The 24,846-nt window shown below is 44.2% G+C and carries 23 protein-coding genes and 1 pseudogene; 13 read left to right on the forward strand and 11 right to left on the reverse strand.

What is annotated here, in order from left to right; genetic code table 11:
* The first annotated feature begins 15 nt into the window (after positions 1–15).
* Positions 16–1,569, forward strand: a complete 1,554-nt coding sequence (locus tag CBF27_RS01815; RefSeq protein ID WP_126811785.1) for a ClC family H(+)/Cl(-) exchange transporter — start codon at positions 16–18, stop codon at positions 1,567–1,569.
* Positions 1,570–1,671: 102 nt separating this feature from the next.
* Here CBF27_RS01815 and CBF27_RS01820 read toward each other — a convergent pair whose 3' ends face one another.
* Both CBF27_RS01820 and CBF27_RS01825 read right to left on the reverse strand, forming a co-directional pair.
* Positions 1,672–1,986 carry a DMT family transporter gene (locus CBF27_RS01820; protein ID WP_126811787.1) on the reverse strand — a complete coding sequence of 105 codons (315 nt, stop codon included), beginning with the start codon at positions 1,984–1,986 and terminating at the stop codon, positions 1,672–1,674.
* A gap of 1 nt (position 1,987) precedes the next feature.
* Positions 1,988–2,317: a DMT family transporter gene (locus CBF27_RS01825; RefSeq protein ID WP_126811789.1), complete on the reverse strand. Its 330-nt coding sequence runs from the start codon at positions 2,315–2,317 to the stop codon at positions 1,988–1,990.
* A 536-nt stretch (positions 2,318–2,853) separates the two neighbouring features.
* Here CBF27_RS01825 and CBF27_RS01830 point away from each other — a divergent pair.
* Positions 2,854–3,834: a 1-aminocyclopropane-1-carboxylate deaminase/D-cysteine desulfhydrase gene (locus CBF27_RS01830; RefSeq protein ID WP_170174969.1), complete on the forward strand. Its 981-nt coding sequence runs from the start codon at positions 2,854–2,856 to the stop codon at positions 3,832–3,834.
* A gap of 135 nt (positions 3,835–3,969) precedes the next feature.
* Positions 3,970–4,734 (forward strand): hypothetical protein, encoded by a 765-nt coding sequence (locus CBF27_RS01835; RefSeq protein WP_211334584.1) that lies wholly within the window; start codon positions 3,970–3,972, stop codon positions 4,732–4,734.
* Positions 4,735–4,816: 82 nt separating this feature from the next.
* Here the strand turns inward: CBF27_RS01835 and CBF27_RS01840 are convergent, their stop codons facing one another.
* Together CBF27_RS01840 and CBF27_RS01845 are read right to left on the reverse strand one after the other, a co-directional pair.
* The gene (locus CBF27_RS01840) at positions 4,817–5,896 is read right to left on the reverse strand and encodes an ABC transporter permease (RefSeq protein WP_126811796.1); all 1,080 of its coding nucleotides are present in this window, start codon (positions 5,894–5,896) and stop codon (positions 4,817–4,819) included.
* Positions 5,896–6,813 carry an ABC transporter ATP-binding protein gene (locus CBF27_RS01845; protein ID WP_126811798.1) on the reverse strand — a complete coding sequence of 306 codons (918 nt, stop codon included), beginning with the start codon at positions 6,811–6,813 and terminating at the stop codon, positions 5,896–5,898. The genes CBF27_RS01840 and CBF27_RS01845 overlap by 1 nt, the downstream gene beginning before the upstream one ends.
* A gap of 319 nt (positions 6,814–7,132) precedes the next feature.
* On the opposite strand from CBF27_RS01845, the gene CBF27_RS01850 reads away from it, so the two are divergent.
* Entirely contained in the window at positions 7,133–7,369 is a 237-nt protein-coding gene (locus CBF27_RS01850) for a hypothetical protein (RefSeq protein WP_126811800.1), read from the forward strand.
* 64 nt (positions 7,370–7,433) lie between these two features.
* Positions 7,434–8,645 carry a glycosyltransferase family 4 protein gene (locus CBF27_RS01855; protein WP_126811802.1) on the forward strand — a complete coding sequence of 404 codons (1,212 nt, stop codon included), beginning with the start codon at positions 7,434–7,436 and terminating at the stop codon, positions 8,643–8,645.
* A 53-nt stretch (positions 8,646–8,698) separates the two neighbouring features.
* On the opposite strand, the gene CBF27_RS01860 is transcribed toward CBF27_RS01855, so the two are convergent.
* Positions 8,699–9,910: an MFS transporter gene (locus tag CBF27_RS01860; protein ID WP_126811804.1), complete on the reverse strand. Its 1,212-nt coding sequence runs from the start codon at positions 9,908–9,910 to the stop codon at positions 8,699–8,701.
* Between the two features lie 272 nt (positions 9,911–10,182).
* On the opposite strand from CBF27_RS01860, the gene CBF27_RS01865 reads away from it, so the two are divergent.
* Complete coding sequence (locus tag CBF27_RS01865; RefSeq protein WP_170174970.1) at positions 10,183–11,394, forward strand: M20 metallopeptidase family protein; 1,212 nt, start codon at positions 10,183–10,185, stop codon at positions 11,392–11,394.
* 187 nt (positions 11,395–11,581) lie between these two features.
* Positions 11,582–13,339: a carbon starvation CstA family protein gene (locus CBF27_RS01870; RefSeq protein WP_126811808.1), complete on the forward strand. Its 1,758-nt coding sequence runs from the start codon at positions 11,582–11,584 to the stop codon at positions 13,337–13,339.
* A 63-nt stretch (positions 13,340–13,402) separates the two neighbouring features.
* On the opposite strand, the gene CBF27_RS01875 is transcribed toward CBF27_RS01870, so the two are convergent.
* From CBF27_RS01875 to CBF27_RS01900, 6 genes and pseudogenes are all read right to left on the reverse strand, one after another.
* Positions 13,403–14,335 (reverse strand): D-ribose ABC transporter substrate-binding protein, encoded by a 933-nt coding sequence (locus CBF27_RS01875; RefSeq protein ID WP_126811810.1) that lies wholly within the window; start codon positions 14,333–14,335, stop codon positions 13,403–13,405.
* A 16-nt stretch (positions 14,336–14,351) separates the two neighbouring features.
* Positions 14,352–15,313, reverse strand: a pseudogene (locus tag CBF27_RS01880) (ABC transporter permease subunit).
* Positions 15,294–16,772 (reverse strand): sugar ABC transporter ATP-binding protein, encoded by a 1,479-nt coding sequence (locus CBF27_RS01885; RefSeq protein ID WP_126811812.1) that lies wholly within the window; start codon positions 16,770–16,772, stop codon positions 15,294–15,296. Before CBF27_RS01885 ends, CBF27_RS01880 begins: the two are co-directional and overlap by 20 nt.
* A 16-nt stretch (positions 16,773–16,788) precedes the next feature.
* Positions 16,789–17,178 (reverse strand): D-ribose pyranase, encoded by a 390-nt coding sequence (rbsD, locus tag CBF27_RS01890; protein WP_126811814.1) that lies wholly within the window; start codon positions 17,176–17,178, stop codon positions 16,789–16,791.
* Position 17,179: 1 nt separating this feature from the next.
* Complete coding sequence (gene rbsK / locus CBF27_RS01895; RefSeq protein ID WP_126811816.1) at positions 17,180–18,052, reverse strand: ribokinase; 873 nt, start codon at positions 18,050–18,052, stop codon at positions 17,180–17,182.
* 74 nt (positions 18,053–18,126) lie between these two features.
* Positions 18,127–19,098, reverse strand: a complete 972-nt coding sequence (locus CBF27_RS01900; RefSeq protein ID WP_126811818.1) for a LacI family DNA-binding transcriptional regulator — start codon at positions 19,096–19,098, stop codon at positions 18,127–18,129.
* A 274-nt stretch (positions 19,099–19,372) separates the two neighbouring features.
* Here CBF27_RS01900 and CBF27_RS01905 point away from each other — a divergent pair, with 274 nt between their 5' ends.
* The 6 genes from CBF27_RS01905 to agaV all read left to right on the forward strand — a co-directional run bounded on the left by CBF27_RS01905 (position 19,373) and on the right by agaV (position 24,839).
* Positions 19,373–19,831: a MarR family winged helix-turn-helix transcriptional regulator gene (locus tag CBF27_RS01905; protein WP_126811820.1), complete on the forward strand. Its 459-nt coding sequence runs from the start codon at positions 19,373–19,375 to the stop codon at positions 19,829–19,831.
* Positions 19,821–21,557, forward strand: a complete 1,737-nt coding sequence (locus CBF27_RS01910; protein WP_126811822.1) for an ABC transporter ATP-binding protein — start codon at positions 19,821–19,823, stop codon at positions 21,555–21,557. The genes CBF27_RS01905 and CBF27_RS01910 overlap by 11 nt, the downstream gene beginning before the upstream one ends.
* Positions 21,550–23,409: an ABC transporter ATP-binding protein gene (locus CBF27_RS01915; RefSeq protein WP_126811824.1), complete on the forward strand. Its 1,860-nt coding sequence runs from the start codon at positions 21,550–21,552 to the stop codon at positions 23,407–23,409. The genes CBF27_RS01910 and CBF27_RS01915 overlap by 8 nt, the downstream gene beginning before the upstream one ends.
* A 231-nt stretch (positions 23,410–23,640) precedes the next feature.
* Positions 23,641–24,072 (forward strand): PTS sugar transporter subunit IIA, encoded by a 432-nt coding sequence (locus tag CBF27_RS01920; protein WP_126811826.1) that lies wholly within the window; start codon positions 23,641–23,643, stop codon positions 24,070–24,072.
* Complete coding sequence (locus CBF27_RS01925; RefSeq protein ID WP_126811828.1) at positions 24,062–24,370, forward strand: preprotein translocase subunit YajC; 309 nt, start codon at positions 24,062–24,064, stop codon at positions 24,368–24,370. Before CBF27_RS01920 ends, CBF27_RS01925 begins: the two co-directional genes overlap by 11 nt.
* Entirely contained in the window at positions 24,363–24,839 is a 477-nt protein-coding gene (agaV, locus tag CBF27_RS01930) for a PTS N-acetylgalactosamine transporter subunit IIB (protein WP_126811830.1), read from the forward strand. Before CBF27_RS01925 ends, agaV begins: the two co-directional genes overlap by 8 nt.
* The last annotated feature ends 7 nt before the right edge of the window (positions 24,840–24,846 follow it).

A 24,846-nucleotide genomic window follows, 5' to 3' on the forward strand; every position in this document is an offset into this window, starting at 1 on the left:
ACGTGGAGGGATTAAATGAATCAGGAACACGAACTGAAGAAACTGGACAACACGAAAATCGTGTTTATTGCCAAGGGGTTAATTGTTGGTGTTTGCGCAGGAGTAGTCGTCAGTTTTTTTCGGTTATTCATTGAAAAATTAAGTCAACTGATTGTATCGTATTATCTTTTATTTCGCGAACAGCCTGTTTGGCTGATTCCGTGGACGCTGGTGTCACTATTGGCGGCCTTTTTTATTGGCAAGCTGATTGCCGGGGAGCCGCATATTAAAGGCAGCGGTATCCCGCAAGTTGAAGGACAATTGCGCGGACAGCTGACCATCAACTGGTTTTCAGTACTGTGGAAAAAATTTGTCGGCGGTGTCTTAGCAATCGGTTCCGGCTTGTTTCTCGGGCGAGAAGGACCGTCTATTCAACTGGGGGCACTAGTCGGGCAAGGCATCAGCGAAAAAATGCACCAAACGACATCGGAAGAAAAAATTTTGGTGTCAAGCGGTGCGAGTGCCGGGTTATCGGCAGCATTCAATGCGCCGATTGCGGGGCTTTTATTTGTGCTTGAAGAGGTGCACCATTCCTTTTCACCGCTTATCTGGCTGACCGCCTTTTCCGCCGCCCTTGCTGCCAACTTTGTGTCGTTAAATTTTTTCGGCCTGCAGCCGGTACTTGACATCGGCGAGATACAACATTTGCCGCTGAGCTATTATTGGACACTCCCGGTATTGGGGATTCTGTTGGGCGTTACAGGGCGTTTTTACCAGCAAGTATTGCTGTTTTTGCCAAAACTTTACGGGAAGATTCCTTTTTTGTCTCCCGAATATTATGGTGTGGTGCCGTTTCTCTGTGTCATCCCGATAGGTTTGTGCCTGCCGCATTTTTTAGGAGGCGGCCACCAAATCATTTTTTACCTTGCAGAAACGCCGCTCAGTGTGCGGGTACTGCTGCTGCTGTTTTTGCTGCGCTTTGTCTTTTCGATGGTATCTTACGGCGCTAATTTGCCGGGCGGTATTTTTTTGCCGATTTTATCATTGGGCGCTATTTTAGGCACGTTGTACGGTGTATTGCTCACGCAGACAGTTGGCCTGGAGCCGGTTTTTATCAAAAACTTTCTGATTTTTGCCATGGCCGGCTATTTTGCGGCTATCGGCAAAGCACCATTAACTGCAATTGTCCTTGTCACTGAAATGGTGGGAAATTTGTCACACTTGATGTCGATTGGTGTCGTTGTTTTGGTCAGTTATGTCATTGTGGACAGTTTAGGCGGCAAACCGATTTATGAATCATTGCTGGAACGCATCGTGCAGCCGGATTACGGCAACATAGCCGGGAAAAAGACAGTGGTTGAATTGCCGGTAGCCCCAAGCAGTCTCTTTGATGAACAGATGGTCCGGGATATTGCCTGGCCTAAGGAAATGCTCTTGACGTCGATTCGCCGCGGCGAGAATGAATTACTGCCCCATGGTGATACCGTCATCCACGGCGGCGATGTGCTGGTTATTTTAACCGATGAGGGCATCGCCCAGAAAGTCAAGCTGACGCTGTTGGAGCAGATGGGGAGCGGGCATGGCGGGTGAGATACTAGTTTTCTAAAAAAAACCGCCCTTTGTCATAGCACAAAGGGAGGTTTTAAGTTAACGATATTTTTTAATCCAGTTTGCAAATGCCGCGTTTGAAAACTATCCAAATGTCTTGATTCCGATCACGCCGATGACAATCAGCAGCACGAAAAACAAGCGCAGCGGGCGCTTGGATTCGCCCAAAAATAAAATGCCGTACCCGACACTCAACAATGACCCAAGACCTGTCCAGACAGCGTAGGCGACACCTAACGGAATAAATTCAGTGACACGTCCTAAAATATATATCGAGACAATCATTGCCCCGACTGACACGAACAGCCACATTTTTTTTCCTTGTTTATGGGATTTTTCCAGAAAAAGCACGAAGACAAGTTCCATTAAACCTGCTATGCCAAGCATTACCCAACTCATATTAATTGCCTCCTTTTGGTGTAGTCAGTTTCAGGCCGACAATTCCTGTCAGCAGCACAGCCAGACTAATCAGCTTCATTGGATTGCTTGTTTCGTTAAAGACGAAGATACCAAGCAGTGCTGTTCCCCCTGTGCCAATACCGGTAAAAACAGCGTATGTCATACCGACACCAAATTCTTCAACCACTGTTTCTAGTACATATAAACTGATGACTAGAATCACCAATGTTGCAATGGACCATCCTAGATGTGAAAAGCCTTCACTCTTTCCTAGGGTGAACGCCCAGCAGATTTCCATCGCACCTGCAAGTAAAAGTCTTAAAAATGCCATTTGTCTCATCTCCTGTGAACATAAAAATGCCATAAGATAACTTGCAAAGGCCTAGAAGTTATCTTACAGCATAAACGCCCGGCGGCGAATCCGTTTTTTTCTTACAACTAGCAATTCTAGCAAATAATTACCGATAGTTCAATGGTTTTGTTCAAAAAACAAATTATTTTTTTTGTTATTGTACGTCTAGTGGTAGGAAAGGGCCTCACTTTTGTAATGAGAGTATGCCTGCTTTTGTTACTGAAAGAGAGGTTGGACTGCTAACTGGATATTAGAAACGGTTGATTTGTATAAATAAAATAGTTAGACATATTTTTCTTAAATATATGAAAAAATAAGTTGGTTATCTCTTTGTTTTTAATGTCGTGCCGAATTTTCTGACTTATTAACACTTTAATTATTTTGAAATTCAAGTTTTTACGGCATCATACGTTCAATACTCGCATCTACAATCTCGGATATCCCTTTTTGTCCTGACTATTCTAAGCTATAATTAAAAGTAATAGGACCATAAAAAAAGAAGAGGTGGTTTGACATTGAAAAAAGAAGTTACCATAAAACCTGTCTCATTGGGCATAAAGCCGACACCGTTGTATAAGCTGGACAACTTGAGCCAAGCATATAACACCAATATTTATATCAAGCGTGATGACATGATTGGTGTGAGTTTGGGAGGCAATAAGGTGCGCAAGTTGGAATATTTGCTGGGCGATGCACGCGCGAAAGGCTGTGACACGGTCATAACGACTGGTGCGGCTCAATCGAATCATGTCATGTTGACGCTGGCATGTGCAAGCAAGTTGGGCATGGCAGGGATTGGCGTTTTATCAAATTCAGGGGTGAAGGAGTTTAAGGGCAACTTGATTCTTGACGAGTTGTTTGGCGGTACGATTCATTTCAGCAACAGCCGCGATCAAGAAGAGATTATGGCGGAAATGACCGCACTGGCAGCGGATTTAACAAAACAGGACAAGCGCCCGTATATTATCCCGATGGGAGGGTCTAATTCTCTCGGTGTGCTTGGTTATGTCGAAGCCGCAGAAGAAATTTTCGCACAGGGCAAGGAAATGGGTGTCACGTTCAATCATATTTTCAGCACAGTCGGCTCCGGCGGGACTTATGCCGGGTTAGTCATCGGTGCGGGATTGCATTCACCGGACACACTGGTGACGGGAATTGAAGTGTCTGATGCGCCTTTCCCTGAAATTGTTGCACAATTAATCACGGATACGTTACCGTTGTTAGGAACAAATGATTACCCGGCTGAGTTTAAACAACGTTATATTTCCAATGTCGGGAAGGGATATGGTGTGTCCGACGAGCATACCGTTGAGGCGATAAAAGAGCTTGCCGGATTGGAAGGGATTCTTCTTGACCCGGTCTATACCGGCAAAACATTCAGCAAGATGCTGGACATGATTCGAGAGGGTCAGTTCACTAGTGACGACCATATTTTGTTCCTGCATACTGGCGGTGCGGGCGCCTTATTTGCGGTTGATATGGGATTGGAAGTTTAGTTGACGATATATATGATTTGATTGTAACCCCGGAGGATGCGCATCCCTCGGGGGTTATCTGCTTACCTCAATTATTTTTTAAGTAAAATGGAAATAATAAACAATTGGTGCTTGGCAAGGTGTGCTATAGTTTGAGTGAATTGCTTAGTGACTGGGGTGAGAGGGGATTTGTCGTATGTAAAGTGGGCCATTGTCTATGCCATCGCACTTATTATTGTGCTGATTTTTTACCGTCTGTCTGTACAAATGCGCGTCCATCATCTGAAAAGAACATCTGCAGGGTCGGAAATATTTCGGAAGAAAGTCGATTTGTATACGGCACGGGTTATCAATGGCAGGCATATTATGTATTTGATGCTTATCAATTTTTTGATGACTATTGTTATTTTGTGCCTTGCTTTTTTGTGGTTTTATTCTGATAATGAACGTCAGATACTGGCAATCAAGCTGCGGTCAGCAAATGAGTCGATTCAGCAATTGTTGAAAACCCAAGACGCCAACAATACCGTCCAGGCGGTTGTTTCTTATCCCAAAGAAGGGCTTAGTCTGGAGCAGTTGAATTGGGAAGGCTTGTTCAGCGAGGATACTTCCGAAGAGAAAAAAAGTCTGATGGAATCTGTCTTGTTTGAAGAAACAAGACCTTATTTCGGAGAAACAACGGTCTTGCTCACCGTGAATCAGCCCGCCCAGACCATTTCGGTGACTTTGCAAAATCATGACGTTGACAGCAAGTATTTGGATACCCTTCACACAAACTTTGACGCATTTGTGGCAGAATTGGAACAGGTTGCTCAGATTGAGCAGGTGGATTCAAATTTTGTATCGCAGGAAAGTCAAGAAGAAAACAGGATGCTTTATGTGAGAAATGATGAAAATAGGCATTTCGAGGTAATCAATTGAAGTCAGCACCTCCCATTGCGGCCTGTTTATCGGCAAAATGAAAAGCCCTGCTGGAAACAAATGGTTTCCGGCAGGGCTTTTTTTATGTCAATGCCACATCTCTTTTCTTAAACAATACCAGCGTGGCAATCAGGATAATGACTATATAGGCGACAATGCCGATGGCTGTCTGCTGAATCGACAGATTGCCGGCAGCTAAATAGTTTGCATCCATCACTTGATTGTTCAAACCGAGCATGTTGAAAATAATCCATTTCAGCCAGTCGTATTTGGCAATAATGTTTGGCAGGATTTGTCCCAGAAAACTGCCTGAGAAGAGAATCCCCATACCGACGCCGACAGCCAAAGCTTGTGAGCGGATGACTGCTGAGAAAAAGAAGGCAATCGTGATATACAACACCATCAGCAGCAGATTGCTTGCAAACAGCTGGGCTGCCAGTTCAATAGCTGTTTTGGCACCGGTTTGTTCCGACACAGGTAATGTCAGTTTCTGAATCGGCAGTAAATAGGAAAAAGCGAATGCAGACACTGCCATGATGACAGAGGTGATGACACTATAAACAAAGGTCACGATATACTTGGACATTAAAATCTGTATGCGGCTAAAAGGCCGGACAAGCAGCAGTTTGATGGTGCCGCCTGAAAATTCTGATGCGATAATGATACTGGCGACAATCACCGAAAATAGGGTCGGCAAAACATATAATGAGCCGAAGATGCTAAAAAACTGTGCACTGTTCGTTCCTTCACGGCTGTCCGCCGGTTGTGCTCCTTTTTCCTGATACACTTGGTAAAAAGCCAGCTGGTTTTTGGTTGCCTTCACCAGCTCTTTGTCCGCTTTTTTGTCGTTGTTTAATTGAGCCAGTCTGTTTTCCAGGAAGGTCACTGTTTCGTCAAGGGACAGGGATGTTTCCGTGTATTGGTCATAGTCTTCTGTCAAATACCAGAAATCATTTTCTGACAGGATGTTCCCGTTTTCGTCTTGATAAGCGGTCATGCCGCCCTTGTAGTCATAATCATTGTAATATTGTCGTGAATGCGTGTTGCTCTTCATAATAGCAAAAGCCATGCCGAACATGGAAATAATCAGCACAATCCACATTCCCCAGCTGGATTTGCGGCCGAATAATTTGATTAGTTCATTTTTCATCAACATACCCATTATACGTTACCTCCTTCAGTCAGCTGGAAGAAACGTTCTTCAAGCGACACTTTTTTGGCACTGACTTCAAAAATCGCCACATCATGTGCCACGAACTCTTGAATAATAGCGGGAATCTGGTCTTCTGCAGTATTGACCTGGATATAAGCCGCGTCGTCCAATGAAAACGGATAATTCAGTTGGCGCAGCACTCCTTCTGCAAGGGCGACATCTGCTACTTTGAACAGATAGGTTGGTGTGCTGCCGCCATTGACCTGCTGCATGTCTTCGATGTGCGTCAGTCTGCCTTTTTCAATGATGGCAAACCGGTCTGTGATTTGCTGAATCTCCGCCAGCAAATGACTGGAAATGAGTACGGCCGTTCCTTGAGAAGAAATACTCCGGATGATTTCTCTGAACTCGGCCATCCCTTGAGGGTCAAGTCCGTTCGTCGGCTCGTCAAGCACCAAAAGCGACGGTTGATGAATCAAAGCCTGTGCCAAGCCCAGCCGTTGCCGCATACCGAGAGAATATGTTTTCACTTTGTTGTTGATGGCATTTGTCAGTTTGACTTGGGCGACGACCTCGTTGATGCGTTCTGGTGACACTGGTTTCCGGCTCATGCGGGCAAACTGCTTCAGATTTTCCATTCCGGACAAATACATGTAAAATTCCGGATTCTCAATGATGCCGCCGACGTCTGCTATTGTGGTTTTAAAATCATCGGCGACACTTTTGCCGTTAATCATGACAGTGCCTGATGACCGGTGAATCAGACTGACAATGGCCCGGATGATTGTTGTTTTCCCGGCACCGTTTGGTCCGATTAAACCGAATACTTCCCCTTTGGTGATATCAAAGTTAATATTTTGAACAATCGTCTTTTTGCCGATTTTTTTGGAAAGACGTTTGACTGACAGTACAATTTCCTTTTCCATCATATCTCCTCCATATCGTACGTTCTATTTCCACTATAAAAGATACCCTCAAAAAAGAAATCAGACTTTCGCCTTAATCTTTTTGGGCAAAAGTCTGATTTCTGTGATTTGTTGCTAAACGGGTGCTGCGTGCTTTATTGCATCTGGCGCAACCGGACTGCTGCAAAAGCTAGCTGGTGGCTGAAGCGCTGCGTGAGATGCCGGTACATCTTTGCCAATAAACCGTGATATAATAAAAAAAGAAGAACAATCGGATGAAGGTGGACACTTGTTCAAGAGCTGTTGCGTTTTCTGTAAACAAGAAAGGGGACCGATGACGATGGGAAAACGATACATTACCAGCTCGATTGTGACAGACTCCGCGATCAACCCGAATGCAGCTACTCCGGAAGGTATCGCAAGCGATTTGGAAAAAGCGACGAATGAGTTGATTCGACGGGTTTTCGGCAAGGGCGACGTACTTGATGTCAATGTTATTCATATCAAAAAAAGCCGGCCGGCGGATGTGCCCGGGTTTGTCATTTCCATTCTCTACGAAGAACATCCGTCTAATTAATGGCTACAGGTAGTTGGAGTCAGGTAAACGTGATGCAGCAGGCGTGCAGGAAGGAAGTTGTTCAATGAAAGTTTTGCATTTACTGGCGCAGTTGCCGGCGCAAACAGGCAGCGGCATTTACTATACCAATATGATAAAACATATGGCCGATGATTATGAACAAGCGGCTTTGTTCGGCAGCATTCCGAATTTCCGATACGATGTGCTGCAGGCAGACCGGCAGTTTATCGTGTCTTTTCCTAATAAGTATTGTCCGTTTCCATTGCCGGGCATGAGTGATGAGATGCCATACAAGAGCACCCGCTACAGTATGATGACACCGGAAATGATAGCAGGCTGGCAGCAGGCTTTTCTGGCAAAGTTGGCTGAAGCAGCGGCTGTTTTCAAACCCGATGTGATTTTGTCCCACCATCTGTGGTTTTTGACCTCTTTGGCAGCGGAAAAGTTTGCGTCCATCCCGGTTATCGCGTTCTGTCATGCGACAGACTTGCGGCAGGCCAGACAGCATCCGTATCTGCTGCAATATGTTCAGCATCTGCCTCAGGTGGCGCATGTGTTTGCGTTGAGTGAACATCAGATAGGAGACATCCAGGAAGTGTTTAAACTGCCGCCGGCGAAGCTGTCGGTCTTAGGCGGTGGGTATGATCCGGCGATTTTTTATTCGGAGAGGCGGCTGGACAAAGAGGTCGTTGATATTATTTACGCGGGAAAGCTCAGCGCCTCTAAAGGTGTTTTCGATTTGCTGACTGTATTTGACCGCCTTGCCGCTCATGATAAAGCTATTCGTTTGACAGTTATCGGCAATGCGGACAAAAAAACAGCGGCGGTTTTGCGGCAGCACCAGCAAAAAAATCCGCAACTGCGCCTTCTTGATGCGGTCTCTCAAACTGAGCTGGCCGAGCATTTCCGAAAAAGCGACATCTTTGTCTTGCCATCTTTTTATGAAGGTTTGCCATTAATCGTCATTGAAGCGCTGGCATGCGGGTTGTATGTGGTCAGCAGCCGCTTCCACGCGTTGGAACGACATCTGGGCGAGACTGTCAACAACAGCGGAGCTATCGAATATGTGACACTTCCACGTTTGCAGGACCAAGACACACCGGTTGCTGGTGACCTTGCCGGGTTCCACTGCCGCCTGCAGGAAAAAATAAACGTGCAAATTGGCAGGGTTCGGTCAGGTGAAACGCTGCCTGCTGCTGTGAGTCAACAGTTAGCACGTTTTACGTGGCCGGGTCTTGCAGATACACTTAGCCGTTTCATTAAAGAATTGGTATAATATCACACGCTAATACAGGAGCGGGGCGTCAGTTAGCACCCCGCTCCTGTATTTTAGGCCATCGAATCGGCTGGTTTAGCTTGCCTGTTGACAACGAGCACACAGACTCCCGATACTAACAGCGTGATTGAGATGAACATGAAGGCAGAGGTGTAACTCCCGCCGGAAGCTTCCACCATCTTTCCCATAATCGTCGGGGCAAAAAAACCGCCTGATACACCGATTGCGTTGATGGTTGCATATTTAGAAGAAACTTCCATCGGAGTAAAAAGTTTGACCGGCAAACTCATCAACGCTGAAAAACCGACACTGGCGCAGATGATACAGCCTGACAGGAAAATAATGCTCATGACGAGCGACTGAGTGGTAGACACAAGGAAGACAAAGACTGCACCCAATAATGTGACAGTGAAAATGACGGCTTTTTCTTTGTTTAAAAAGAATCTGTTAATGATAATACCACCGGCCATAGCAGCAGCCATCGTGAAAAAACCTATTAAGACGCTGACCAGAGAGAGCATGGTCATGCTGAGGTGGAATGTTTCGTTGAGATACGAAGGCAGCCAGCTATTTAACCCGTACAGGGAAGCATTAATGAAGAACGCGGATAAAATCATGATCCAAACATTGCGGTCTTTTAAGACGTCGCCAAAAGCCAGCCCTTTTTTTCCTTCTGCAACTATGGGCATGCCGGCTGTTTTAGGGATAGCAACCATCATAAACACCCCCACAGCAATGACGAATGCTCCCAAAATAAAGTAGGTTGTTTGCCAGTTTGTCAGATTGATAAAAAGGGCGATGATCGGCGGGCCGATGATGCCGGCAAAACCGGAAGATGCAATCATTGTTGACTGGACAGAGCCTCGTTTTTCTAATGGAATCTCTTGTGAAATAAAGGTCGATACGGCAGAGGGATAGCCTGAGTGGGCAAAGGAACCAGTCAGCAGGCGGATTATAATCAAATAGAGGACTGATGCACCAAAACCGAAGAAGACCATAAACAGACCGACCATGATGATGGAAAGAAACAACATTTTGCGTGAGCCGATTTTATTGGATAAATAACTGAACGGAATCTGGAAAATCGTATACCCAAGAAAGAAGAAACTTAAAATAAGTCCTTTGTCGCCGGCCGACATATTAAGCGTTTCGGCAATATTGACCATAGACAGTGAAATAGCAGTTTTGTCGAGATAGATACAGGTGTATCCGATAAAAATGGCGAGCAGCATCAGAACATTTTGAGACGTTGGTTTTGTTTTCATGGAATCATCCCCTTTTTATATTAAAGTGGTTAGATTATATCAAAAAATAACAGCATTATGGAACCGTTTTAAAAAAATAAAAAATAATCAGCGGATTTTTTACGATTAAGGCAGATTATAAAAAAAATACTGGAAATAAATAGTTGGAAACGCTTTAATAAGTATTGACATGAAAAAAGCGGTTAGCTATTATAAAATAGGACCTACTGTTTTTTAACGGTTTGCGGATGATATTTTTTACAATGGCAGAACATTTATTTAGGAGGGATTACATGGAACTATTGCAAGACAAAATTTTGGAAGAAGCGCTAGCATTAAAAGACGAGATGATTAAAAATCGGCGCCATCTTCACGAACATCCTGAACTCGGCATGGATTTAAAACAGACTCAGGCATACGTGGCAGAACGTCTGAAAGAGATGGGCTATGCTGATGTCAAGCGGGTCGGACAAGCCGGCTTGACGGTAACCGTAGGCCAGGGGACAGGCAAAACCATATTGCTGCGGGCGGACATGGACGCTTTGCCGATTTTGGAAGATAATGAGTTGCCGTATAAATCTAAAATTGACGGACGAATGCATGCATGTGGCCATGATATGCACACAACGATGCTGCTTGCGGCAGCCAAAATATTAAAAAAATATGAGCAGGAGATTCCGGGAGTTGTCAAGCTGATGTTCCAACCCGGTGAGGAAACGATGGAAGGCGCCAAAGACATGGTGGCAGCCGGTATACTCGAAAATCCGCGTCCTGATGCAGGCGTTATGATTCACGTGATGCCGGGAATGCCGTTTGACCCGGGGGCGCTGACTGTTACTGGCGCCGGACCGAGTATGGCATCGGTCGACTGGTTTAAAATCACTGTCATTGGGACAGGCGGTCACGGCTCAATGCCTTATTTGGCGGTCGATCCAATCGTTCCAATGACAGCGATTCACAGCGGTTTGAGTGCGATTCAAAGCCGCGAATTGCCGCCGAATGCGGTTGTGGCTGTCACTGTTGGAGAAATTAGCGGAGGTGTGACATCCAACGTGATACCAGGCGAGATGGTCATGGGCGGCACGATCCGAACTTATGACGAGAAGCATCGCCAGTTCATTAAGGAACGAATGACTGAGATCGTGACCCACATTGCCAAAGCATTCAGATGCGAGGGTACCGTAGAGTTTCCGGCAGGCGCGCCGTTTTTTGAGAGCAGCAAAGAATTGTCAGAGCATATTCAAAAAGTGCTTCCGGCCTATGTCGGCGCAGATAAAGCCCTGCCTGTTTTCGACAGCGATGTTCCGGCGATGGGTTCAGAAGACTTTGCTGTTATTTCCCAGGAAATTCCGGCATGTGTCATGATACTTGCCGCCAGCGATGCCAGAAAAGGCCAGACATACGGCGTGCACCATCCAAAATTGATACTGGACGAAGATGCCCTGCCATACGGTGCTGCGGCCTATGCCGGAGTTGCATTAAGCTGGCTGGCCGCCAATCAGTAAACAGTCAGAGCTTGCTTGTTCAAGACAACTTTCATGAAACAATCCATGAAAGTTGTCTTTTTATTAATTAAAAGACCCAACAATTGAAAGATTTTTCAGAAAATTCAGCAAATTCTATTTACTTTTCGGAAAAATAGGGTATGATATATAAACATAGTAAAAAAGGATTTTAGCGGGGTGTGTTAAGATGAATGGAGTTACATTGCTTTTGATTGCAATTGCTTGTTTTGTAGTTGCTTATTTTGGGTATTCGAAGTGGTTGGAGAAAAAATGGGGGATTGATCCCCAGGCTATGACGCCTGCTTACCGGTATAAAGACGGCGAAGACTATATGCCGGAACCGGCATTCATGGTGTTTAGCCATCAGTTTTCGTCAATCACTGGTGCCGGGCCTGTTACGGGTCCGATTATTGCAGCCATGTTCGGTTGGCTGCCGGCTTTTCTTTGGATTGTCTTCGGCGGCATTTTCTTTGGAGCAGTCCATGACTTTGGTGCCATGTATGCTTCAGTAAAAAATGAAGGGAAATCCATCGGACTGATTATTGAAAAATATATCGGGAAAACAGGCAAAAAGTTGTTTCTTCTGTTTTCGTGGTTATTTTCATTGCTGGTTATTGCCGCTTTCGGTGATATTGTAGCCAATACTTTTAACGGCAAAACAACTGGAGTCTCAGAGGCAGTCAACACGGCGAATGCTTCAGCTGCATCCATATCGATGATTTTTATTTTAACAGCAATTATTTTCGGTATTCTAATTAAACGGCTGAATTTATCCGGCAAAGCCGCGCATGCGGTCGGTGTCGTCCTGTTGCTGGGCACGTTGGCGTTGGGAATGGCGTTTCCAATCTTTGCGTCGAAACAAGTCTGGCTGCTGGTTGTATTCGGCTACCTGTTCCTGGCTTCAGTGATGCCGATGTGGCTTTTGATGACGCCTCGTGATTTTTTGAGCACTTATATGCTGCTGGGCATGATTATTGCAGCTGTCTTGGGCTTGATGGTGGAAAGACCTGACATGAATCTGAATATGTTCAACGGTTTCATAGTGCAGGATGCCGCCGGCAATTTGAACTATCTGTTCCCGATTTTGTTTATCACAGTTGCCTGCGGGGCAGTCTCAGGTTTTCACAGCTTGGTGTCTTCAGGAACATCTTCCAAACAGATTAAGAATGAAAAACATATGCGACCAGTCAGTTTCGGTGCCATGATGTGCGAATGCGTACTGGCTGTTGCAGCCCTGGTTGTTGCGGGTGCTGCTGCCAGTAACGGACAGCTTCCGGAAGGGACACCGTTCCAGATTTTCTCCAGTTCAGTCGCTGGTTTTTTAACATCATTTGGCGTACCAGTTATGGTGGCACAAAGCTTTATGACGATGTGTGTGTCTGCGTTGGCACTGACGTCCCTTGACTCAGTTGCAAGAATCGGCCGTATGTCATTACAGGAATTGGTCAGCGACGGCGAGACCGAGCCATCAGGTATTGCCGGGCTATTGGCGAATAAATACATAGCCACGGTGCTGACGCTGGCGGTGGGCTTCGCTTTGGCGCAAGGAGGTTACAACAGTGTCTGGCCGCTCTTTGGGTCAGCGAATCAGCTGTTGGCGGCAATGGTCATGATTGCCATCGCAGTTTACTTGAAAACATCGAAAAAATCTGGTGTCATGTTTTATATTCCAATGGCAGTTATGTTGACTGTGACTTTCACTGCCTTAGGTATGTCGATATACAAATTATTGGTCAAGCTGCTGGCCGCTAGCGATATTTTGTTGTCTGTACCGAAAACGGCGGCAGCCGGACAGTTTATTCTGATGTCGGATGGCTTACAGCTGATTTTCGCCTTCTGTCTGCTAGCTCTCGGTTTGATGGTAGCCGTGCGCTGCATACGCACACTGATTCAGCCGGTATCACAAAAAGGCGAGCAGCCGGTGCCGGCGTATGATGAGAATTAATGCCGAAAATAGAGTGATTCGCGTTAACAATATTTATAGTTGAAAAACAGTTGTCAAAACTACTTATTTTTTAACAAGCTCAAGGGGTGAGTCGATTTTTTCATCAACAGTTTTACCTGAAAAATAATCGTAAGCTGCTTGTAATGCTAATTTGCCCATTTCCGTCGGCTGTTGGGCGACAGTTGCTGTCAAATCACCATTTTCAACAGATTTGATGGCATCATCATTTCCGTCGAATCCAATGACAATGACATCTGTTTTATTCGCAGCTTTTAACGCTTCGATAGCTCCCAACGCCATTTCATCATTTTGTGCAAAGACAGCATCGATATCCGGATTCGCCTGTAAAATATTTTCCATGACAGTCAATCCCTTTGCACGGTCAAAATCTGCAGATTGGGAATCAACGATTTCTAACTTGTCTTTAGCCCCTTTTTCAAACCCCTCTCCTCGTTCTCGTGTGGCAGAAGCCCCAGGAATACCTTCAAGCTGAACAATTTTGGCGTTTTCTCCGAGAGTCTCAATAAGGAACTGGGCTGCCATTTCTCCGCCTTTAACGTTGTCAGAAGCGACAAGCGACATAACATCCCCGCCATCAGAACTTCTGTCCAATGCTATCACGGGAATATTCGCCTGATTGGCAGCTTCTACAGCTGGCTGAATGGCAGAAGAATCAACAGGATTTATTAACAGGATATCGACTTGTTGTTGTATCAAATCATCAATGTCGTTACTTTGTTTAGAAGAATCATTCTGTGCGTCAGAAATGATGGTCTTTGTCTTGTTTTCCTCAGCAAGTTCGTTAATCCCGTCTCTGACAGAAACGAAAAATGGATTATTCAGTGTTGAAATACTGACGCCGACCACAAGCTCTTCTGGTTTCTTCTCGGCAACGGCACCTTTTGTATCACTGTCATCACTTTTATCAAGAGTTGCTCCGCCACAGCCAGTTAATAATAATCCAATAGCAGCAAGTGCAAAAATAACTTTTTTCATTGTCATATCCCTCTTTTTATTTATTTTTTTTTCTATCAAGCAGCACGGCTACAATAATGACAAATCCTTTAACGATTTGTTGATAAAAACTTGATACTCCCAGCAAATTTAAACCATTGTTGATGGTTCCGATAATTAATGCGCCAATGAGAGTGCCAAACAGTCGCCCTTTCCCCCAGACAAACTGGTACCGCCTAAGACAACCGCAGCAATTGCATCCATTTCATATGACTGGCCGGCAGTCGGCTGGGCTGAGTTCAGTCGTGATGTCAATATGATGCCAGCAATGGATGCCATAAATCCTGAAATGGTGTAAATAATTATTTGGATTTTGTCACTTTTTACACCAGCTATTCTAGCAGCATGGATGTTGCCGCCGATAGCATATGTTTTTTTACCGAACGCTGTTTTATGCAGCAATGTATAAAGTACCGCAAACGCCACGAGCATTACAATGATAGGAAATGGTATACCAAACAAGTATCCTCTGCCTATGAATTGAAACAAGAAACTGTCACCGATACCTGTGATCGGATTTCCATCCGTGTAAACAAGTGTTGCACCGCGGTAAATTGTCATCGTTGCGAGCGTCGCAATGAACGGGGCCATTCCTCCTTTCGCTATCAACAAACCATTTATCATACCCAAAAAAGCACCGAGAATCATCCCAAAAAGCATGGCAATCATTGGTGATATACCATTTGCTATTAAACCAGCCGTTAGTGCGCCGGAAAGAGCCAAAGTCGAACCAACCGAAAGATCGATGCCGCCTGTCAAAATAACAAAGCTCATGCCAAAAGCGATTAAGGCGTTAATTGACACCTGTCTTAGCAAATTCAGCAAATTGTTTGGAGTCACGAAGCTAGGATTCATGACTGAAACAACTACGACCAATATGACTAGCGCTAAAAGAGGTCCTAACGCCCCAATCGATATTTTTTTCATTTTACCTGTCATTTTAGTTTCCTCCTGTAGCATAATGCATAATCAATTCTTGAGTGGCATTTTCTTTCATGACTTCACCATTTATTTTCCCTTCATGAACCACTAAAATTCTGTCGCTGACACTGATAACTTCTGGTAAATCACTTGAAACCATCACAATGGCAACACCGCGTTCCGCCAGTTCATTCATTAATAGATAGATTTCCCGTTTAGCTCCCACGTCGACACCACGCGTCGGTTCATCTAGTATTAACACTTGCGGACCGATACCGATCCATTTTGCCAAAACAACTTTTTGCTGATTGCCACCTGACAAACTGCTTACCTTCTCTTCAGCACTTGCTGTTTTGACAGTTAAGCGTTCGATGAGCATGGACGTGAAGTCGTCAATCAGTTTGTTGTCCAAAATCCCTTTTTTAGAAAACTCATCTACTGCAGGTAAAAGAATATTATCGCTTACGCTGAAATCAAGAATGAGTCCTTCTTCTTTACGGTTTTCTGTTAAAAAACCGATGCCTTTCTTAATCGCTTGGTTGGGTGATTTAATCGTTATTTTCTTATCTTCTAAGTAGATATTTCCTGAAATAACAGGGTCGATTCCAAAAATTGCACGCATAATCTCAGTTCTGCCGGAACCCATCAGTCCTGAAAAACCGACGATTTCACCTGCTCTGACGTGAAAACTGACATTGGAAAACTTTTCAGCTGTCAAATTTTCCACTTTGAATTTTATGTCTCCGATAGTACTCTTTTTTTCAGGGTAAAAATCTTCTATATCCCGTCCCACCATGTCTTTAACAATTGTGTTGATGTTCGCGTCTTTGACATGATACGTGCTAACTGAAAAGCCGTCTCTCATGACAGTGACTCTGTCGCAAAGTGTGAAAATTTCTTCCATTCGATGCGAAATATAGACAATGGAGACGCCTTTTTCTTTTAGCCCTCTGATAATTTTAAATAAATTGTCAATTTCAGTTTCTGATAGAGCAGCAGTCGGTTCATCCATAATCAGGACTTTTCCCTCTGTCATCAGTGCTTTGGCTATTTCAAGAATCTGCTGTTCTCCCACTGACAACTCTTCAACAAGCGTGTCGGTCGGTATTGTTATTTTCAGTTCTTCAAAAATTTTAGCGGCCAATGTATTCATTTGTTTGGTGTCCAACAAGCCGAAACGAGACTTAATTTCTTTGTTTAAAAACAGATTTTCCAATACGGTCATATTTGTCAGCGTATTCATTTCTTGGTGGATAAACGTTATCCCGTTATCTTCTGCGTCTTTGGGATTTTTAAATTCTGTTTCCGTATCATCAATAAAAATTTTTCCTGAGTCTTTTTTGTGAAAGCCAGTTAAAATATTCATTAACGTTGATTTGCCAGCACCATTTTCACCCATGAGTGCATGGATTTCACCGCTGTGCAGGTCAAAGTCGACTGATTCAAGCACCTTGTTGCTGCCAAATGATTTATTAATTGCTTCCATTCTGATTTTCATCAAAACACTTCCTTCATTAAAAAATGACACCGGCTTGGAGAATAACATTTGCGTAAGGCGTATTTTCTCCGCTTCTAATAATTGCTTTTGCATTTGCGCTTACTTTTTTTAGTTCTTCGTGTGGAGCGTACTGTATATTGTTCAATCTTTTCACAACTTCAGTGTGTGTGGCAGGATTTCTATCAACTATTTCCTCTGCCAGAATAGCCTCTTCAATTTCCATGTGTTCAATGATGATGTCAAGCACTTCAATAAATCCAGGTTTTCCTAATGTTAGTGAGATATCGATTTCTTTTACACCAGATGGCACAGGTAAGCCGCAATCGCCAATGACTATTTGATCTGTATGTCTTAACTCCGAAAGTAGCTGGCTGATTGGTGTGTTAAGTACTCCGTTTTTTTTCATGTTATTTCACCTCGTTCCAATAAGGAATGCCCTGCTGTGCCCCGGGTTTTTGGATGGCCATTGCCGCAGCTTTGTTTGCAAAACGGATAACGTCATCTAACGGTTGCTTACTCAGGATACCTCTGACTAAATACCCATTGAACGTATCTCCAGCACCTGTCGTATCAACAACTTCAGTGATTTTTTCAGCAGGAATCAGCACTTGTTCTTGACCATTGTGATAAACTGCGCCTTTGTCACCCAGCGTGACAATCAATTTATTAGGAAACTTCGGTAAAACATCTGCAATTGTTTGATTATCAAACAGCATCTTGAATTCATGTTCATTCGGTGTCAAAAAATCAACATCTGCCAAAATTTCTGAAGGGATGCTCTTGACTGGCGCCGGATTGTATAAGACTGTTATGTTGTTTTGTGCGCAAAAAGCAAGCACATGTTCAATGACTTCGACCGCCATTTCATTTTGCAGAACAACCATGTCCATTTCCAATAATTTTGGATGAATCATTTGGACATCCTTAACGGTCACTTTGCCATTGGCTCCTTCAATGACTGTGATACGATTGTCGCCATCTTTCACTTGGATGAACGCTGAACCACTGCTGGTATTTTTTTTGATTGCCACCATATCAATATTGATTTGATTGATTTGGAGATTCTCTAGTAAAGCGGTGCCAAAAATATCATCGCCAACAGCGCCGACCATAAATGTTTCAATCCCTGAACGGCTTACAGCGATTGCTTGGTTGGCGCCTTTGCCGCCGAAAAATGTTTTGAAGTCTTTTCCGACAACGGTTTGACCTTGCATAGGAATCACATCCGTACTGACGACAAAATCAGTTGATATGCTTCCGATAACTGCTACTTTTTTCATGATGTCAGCTCCTCTAAAAATGTGTAACCGGTTACTCATATTTATATACTAACACCATCTCACCATTTTTTCAACTAAAAATATCTCAAACTTTTTCCTTTTTGAAATGTAACTGGCAGAATTGTTGTTTTTGGCAATTCGTCTTTATTGTTATTTAAGAGCTTGCTCATCCTCTTGGCAGCTTCTTGACCAATTTGATAAATGGGTTGTTTTACGGTAGCCAAAGAAGGGTAAAACATTTCTGCATAAGGAATCCCGTCATAGCCCACAACTTGAATATCATCTGGAATGTTCATGCCGTGTTCGTGCGCGTATTGCATTATTTTAAGTGCAAGATAATCATTTGAAGCCACTATGGTATCGTATGCCGAATAGTTTTTAAAAATTGACGCAACAGTTTCATCTGTTCGATCGACATTAAACGACTGGCTTTGAAGGGTTGTATGCGTGATAGCGTGCTTATCCAACACATCAACCAAACCTTGATAGCGCAAATTGACACTTGGCATCAGCAAATTGCTGGTGACAATCAATACGTTCCGATAAGTGGTTTGTAAAATTTCTTGACCTATCAGTTTGCCTCCTTGATAATCATCAGCTAATATTTTAATGAAATCACCTTCGTAAGCTCGGTCAACACCAATCATTTTAATATTTTTTGGCACATGACTGACAGGCAGCGTGGTAATCACTCCACTAACATTGTTTTGAATAAATGTTGTTAAATAATTTTGTAAATTTTCTTCACTGTCAGATGTATTGGCTAAAAGCATCATAAATCCTTGCCGGTTTAATTCTTCTTCGATTCCTTTAGCCAACAATGGGAAGTATGGGTTAGTAATATCCGGCAACAATACGCCGACCAGCTTTGATTTTTTCTGGAATAAAGACCGCGCGACTTCATTTGGCACATAGTTCAAATCCCTGATTGCCTGCTCAATTTTTTCGCCAGTTTCTTTTTTAACGTATCCGTTTTTATTCATATAGCGCGACACACTTGCAACCGATACACCGGCATGCTTTGCAACGTCCTTAATTGTAGCCATCTGTTTCACCTCAAACACAATCACTCATAATGTCTTTCATTATATCACTATCTGTCGTGTAAAAAAATTTATATATGTAGTTTTTTTTCTTCTTTTTTGGGCACACAGCTTATCGCTTCGACTGAATAAAAGCAGCTGCAGGTGCTTGAAACCGCATGTTTCAATATTTTCAGCCGATTATGCCAAAAAATTAACAATCCGTATTGTTGCAAAACCAAACACTTTTTGAGAAAATACATAGTATGCTAATTATTTTTCTGGAGGAGGCGGCTGGATGATGCAACAAACGATTGGCGGACGGGTGCGCAAGTTGTCAAATAAATTGCGGCAAGAGATGGCTGCGGTAAAAATTCCTGAAACAGATGCAGTCCTTTCCGGGTTACAGGGAATGGTTATCCGGATATTGAAAGAAGCTGACGATGACAACAAAATTTTTCAGTATGACTTGGAAAAGCAGCTCGACATCCAGGGACCAACAGTGACGCAAACACTGAAAAGTCTTGAAAACCATGGGTTGATTGAGAGAAAAATCAATGCGTCGGACGGCCGCAAAAAGGAATTAAAATTAACAGACAAAGGTTTGCTGATGCATCAGCAAACCTCAGCTATGATCTGCTCTTTAGAAGCACGAATGAGGCAGGGTCTGACAGAAGAGGATCTCGCGCTTTTTTTTCGTATTATGGATCAATTAGAGATGAATTTGACTTCAAGGGAGGATGGTCATGTATCGTAAGTTATTAAAAAGTATTAGGGATTACAAACGGCAAACATTGCTGGCCCCGTTTTTTGTGATGCTGGAAGTGGTAATGGATGTCCTCATTCCATTTAACATGGGGCGGTTGATTGATGAAGGGATTAACGGCCAAGATATGACGGCATTGTGGCGGATTGGCACACTGCTTATTTTTATGGTGGCTTTATCAATGGTTTTCGGTGTGATGTCCGGGCGGTTTGCAGCGCAGTCTTCAGCCGGGTTTGCCAAAAATTTGCGGCAGGATGTTTTTCATAAGGTTCAGGAATTTTCCTTTGAAAATATCGACAAATTCTCCACAGGCAGCCTCATCACGCGGCTGACCACTGATATCACCAATATCCAGCAGGCCTTTCAAATGTCCGTCCGAGTCGGTTTCAGAGCGCCGATGATGATTGTTTTTGCTCTGCTCATGACGCTGCGGATCAATTGGCGTATTTCGCTGATTTATCTTATCATGGTGCCGATTCTTGGGTACGGATTGACGAAAATCACGCGTATTGCGCATCCCAAATTTAAGCAGGCATTCAAAGTGTATGACAAACTGAATGTCATCGTCCAAGAAAATCTGGAAGGCATTCGTGTCGTGAAAGCTTTTGTCAGAGAAAAATTTGAGAATAAAAAAATGACAGACGTCTCAAGTCAGATGTATGAAAAATTTTCCAAAGCAGAACGAACAGTGGCTTTTAATGCGCCATTATTGAATTTTTCTGTTTATTTGTCCATGATTCTGCTGATGTGGTTTGCGACTGTTCAAATCATGGGCGGTCAGATGACTACTGGGGAATTAATCAGCTGTGTGTCTTACACCATGCAAATTTTGATGAACTTGAATATGTTGTCCATGATATTTGTCATGCTGACGATTTCGGACGCGTCCATGCAGCGGGTCACGGAAGTTTTAGCTGAAGAACCGACTATCGCCAATCAGACGGCTCCGTTGACCACGGTTGACAACGGGGAAATCATCTTTGACGATGTCTGTTTCAAATATACGGAAGACAGCGAAGAATTCAGTTTGGAAGACATCAACGTGACTATCCCGTCCGGCTCTTTTGTCGGTATTATCGGGGGAACAGGCAGTTCCAAGAGCACCTTGGTCCAGCTGATTCCGCGGCTTTATGATGCTACGCAAGGTCAAGTGAAAGTTGCTGGTCAAAATGTCCAGGCGTATGATCTGGAAGTGCTGAGAGATGCGGTGGCCATTGTTTTGCAGAAAAACACATTGTTTTCAGGTACCATCAAAGACAACTTGCGATGGGGGAATGAAACAGCGACCGATGAGGAAATGGTCCATGCGTGCCAGCTGGCACATGCAGATGAATTTATCCAAGATTTTGCTGACGGGTATGATGCGTATGTGGAACAAGGAGGCAGAAATTTGTCCGGCGGTCAGAAACAACGCTTGTGTATCGCCAGAGCCTTGTTGAAACAGCCGAAGATTCTGATACTGGATGATTCTACCAGCGCAGTCGATACAAAAACCGAAGCACAAATCAGAGAGAATTTGTCCCATGAGATGCCGGATGTCACAACGGTGCTGATTGCCCAGCGGATTGTATCGGTGGAGCAAGCGGACTTTATCATTGTGATGGATAACGGCAAAATTGACCAAATCGGCACGCATGATGAGTTGCTGGCTTCCAATCAGATTTATCAGGAAGTTTATGCCTCTCAGGTTAAAGGAGGATTGGCCGACAATGATTAAACGAAGAGCAAAACCGCGTCACTTGAAATACACAGTCAACCGGCTGATGTCCTACATTTTCAGGTACAAGTGGCGGTTTTTGACCGTCATTGCTTGTACGGTGGTTGTGGCGATTGCGAATGTCAGCACATCCTTGTTTCTGCAGCGGCTGATAGACGATTACATCACGCCGATGCTTTCGCAAAGCAGGCCTGACTTTATGCCTCTTTTACGCGCCATTTCATTTTTGGCGGGCATTTATATTAGCGGAGTGATTGCCATTTATATTCTTAATAGAATGATGGTCACGATTACGCAAGGAACATTGAAAAACATCAGGGATGATTTATTCAGGCACATGGAGACATTGCCGGTCAGTTATTTTGATACGACCAGCCACGGCGACATCATGAGTCATTTTACCAATGATGTGGATGCGCTGCGGCAGATGATTTCTCAAGGTATCCCGCAGATTATCGCCTCTGTCATTATGATTGTCACGATTTTTACCGCCATGATTGTCACGAATCGGTGGTTGACTCTGGTCGTGCTGGTGTTTGTGGGACTGATGATTTTTGTCGCGGGAACGCGGGCGCAAAAAAGCAGTGTCTTTTTCAAACAACAGCAGGCGGCACTGGGGGAACTGAACGGTTATGTTGAGGAAATGATCAGCGGGCAGAAAGTCGTTCAGGTGTTTAATTATGAGGAGCGTTCCAAAGAACGGTTCGGCGCATTGAATGAAGAGTTAAGGAAAAACACCTCTGCAGCAAATGAAATTTCCATGACGCTGATGCCGATCAACTTCAATATCGGCAACTTGCAGTACATTGTTTTGGCGATTATTGGCGGTGTATTGATTTCACGGGACTTCGGCGGACTGACGCTGGGAGTTGTCGCCACGTTTTTGCAGTTGAGCAAAAACTTCAATCAGCCGATTTCCCAAGTTTCCCAACAGGCAAATGCGATTATTCTGGCGCTGGCCGGAGCAGAAAGAATCTTCGAAGTGTTGAATAAAAAACCCGAGCAGGATTCTGGCAGCGTGGTCTTGCGCCAGACCAGCGATGTGCCGGCGGCAGCGGCGGCAAAAGTCCAGACGCCTTTTGTCTGGTATGATACAAAAACCGATGTCTATACACCGTGCCATGGGGATATCGTGTTTGACCGCGTGGACTTTGGCTACACAGCAGATGAACTGATTCTGAAGGACATCAACTTGTACGCGCATCCCGGACAGAAAGTAGCGTTAGTCGGCGCGACCGGGGCTGGTAAAACGACGATTATCAATTTAATCAACCGGTTTTATGATATTCAGAAAGGCCACATTACCTACGACGGCATCGACATCAATCACATCAAAAAGAATGATTTGCGCAAAGCTGTCGGGATTGTTCTTCAAGATGTGAACTTGTTTACAGGTACGGTGCTGGAAAATATCCGGTACGGGCGATTGGATGCGACTGATGAAGAATGTATCAAGGCAGCTGAGCGCGTCAATGCCGACGGATTTATCCGTCGACTGCCGCAAGGCTATCATACAGTTCTGGGCGGTTCGGAATCTAATTTATCACAAGGTCAGCGGCAGCTGTTGTCAATTGCCCGCGCGGAAGTGGCAAATCCGCCGGTCATGATACTTGACGAGGCAACGTCAAGCATTGATACGCGGACAGAAAGAATTGTTCAAGACGGCATGGACTCTTTGATGAGCAACCGGACAACCTTTGTTATTGCCCACCGTCTGTCGACTGTACAAAATTCAGATGTCATCATGGTACTGGCAGATGGTGAGATCATTGAGCGCGGCTCACACGATGAACTGGTAGCCCAAAAAGGCAAGTATTACCAGTTGTATACGGGTGCGTTTGAACTGGAATAACTTGAAACAGCGGTATATTTTAAAACAGTGATAAACACAATTGTGTTTATCACTGTTTTTGTTTGCAGTCCCTTATCTGCAAGGAAAGCTGTCTATTATATCAGCTGTCACACGCATGCGCGCAGCATATTAAAAAACGATCATTTTTTAACAAACGTAGTTGACGCTGGGAAAATCAGAGTGTATACTTTAAGTGGTTACTACCAGACGGGTAAAAAGGGGGATATTTGAATGGTCGGATGTATCGTGACAGGTCACAATGACTTTCCGATAGGAATGAAGAAAGCACTGGAAATGATTGCCGGAGAGCAGCAAGATGTCGTTGCCGTGCCGTTTCATGAGACGGATTCTTTGGAAGATTACGAGCGGAACGTGAAAGAAGCAGCTGCGTCTTTGTATAAGAGTAATGGAAGCGTTGTCTTGTTTGCGGATTTATTGGGAGGCACACCGTTTAATATTGCAATGATGCTTAAGAACGAGCGGCCGTGGCTGGAAGTTGTCACTGGCACCAATCTGCCGATGCTGCTGGAATTTGTTGGTCAAAAACTTCAAGGGAAAACAGCCAGCGAATGTGCGGGTGTGCTGATTGAAACCGGACAAGCCGGCATCACACTCGGTGAAATCACCGTTCGCGAAGAGCAGGGTGATGACGATGGCATCTAGTATTTGGCTAAATGTCCTGGTGACATCACTGGTCATCGTCGTCATGGTAGTAGTTGTGGCGGGCATTTACTATATCAAGAACCACAAACTCGTAGCCGCCAAAAAGGCGCATTTTAAGCAAATCCACCAAAAACTGTCGCCGGGAAGCAACGTCATGTTTGCAAATGGGCTATACGGCACAGTGGTGAAGCTGAAAGGCGATATTGCTGATATCCGCGTGAAATCAGGAACGATTATTGAAGTCTCGCGTTATGCAATTTCAGAAATCATAGATGAAAGGAAGAACACACATGCCTAATATTTTATTGACTAGAATTGACAACCGTTTGATACACGGACAAGTAGCAACGCAGTGGAGCGGAACGCTGGGGGCAAATTTGATTCTTGTGGCAAATGACAAGGTTTCAGAAGATAAGGTGAGACAAGGACTAATGGACATGGCTGCACCTGCGGGAGTGGCGACACGCTATTTCTCGCTGCAAAAAACAATTGATATCATCCATAAAGCGGCTGACAGACAAAAGATTTTTATCATTGTTGAAACACCGGAAGATGTTCTGGCGCTGGTTGAAGGAGGCGTTCCGATTACCAAGGTGAACATCGGAAACATGCATATGGCCGAAGGAAAACGGCAAGTTGCAACAACCGTGGCAGTGGATGATCGTGATATCGAAGCATTTAAAAAATTACAGGAAAAAGGAGTGGATTTGCAAATACAAAGAGTACCATCAACATCGGTTGAAGATATCTCCAAACTATTTAAATAGGAGGAAT

Origin of the sequence: Vagococcus acidifermentans (assembly GCF_003987655.1) — a bacterium.
GTDB classification, from domain to species: domain Bacteria; phylum Bacillota; class Bacilli; order Lactobacillales; family Vagococcaceae; genus Vagococcus_B; species Vagococcus_B acidifermentans.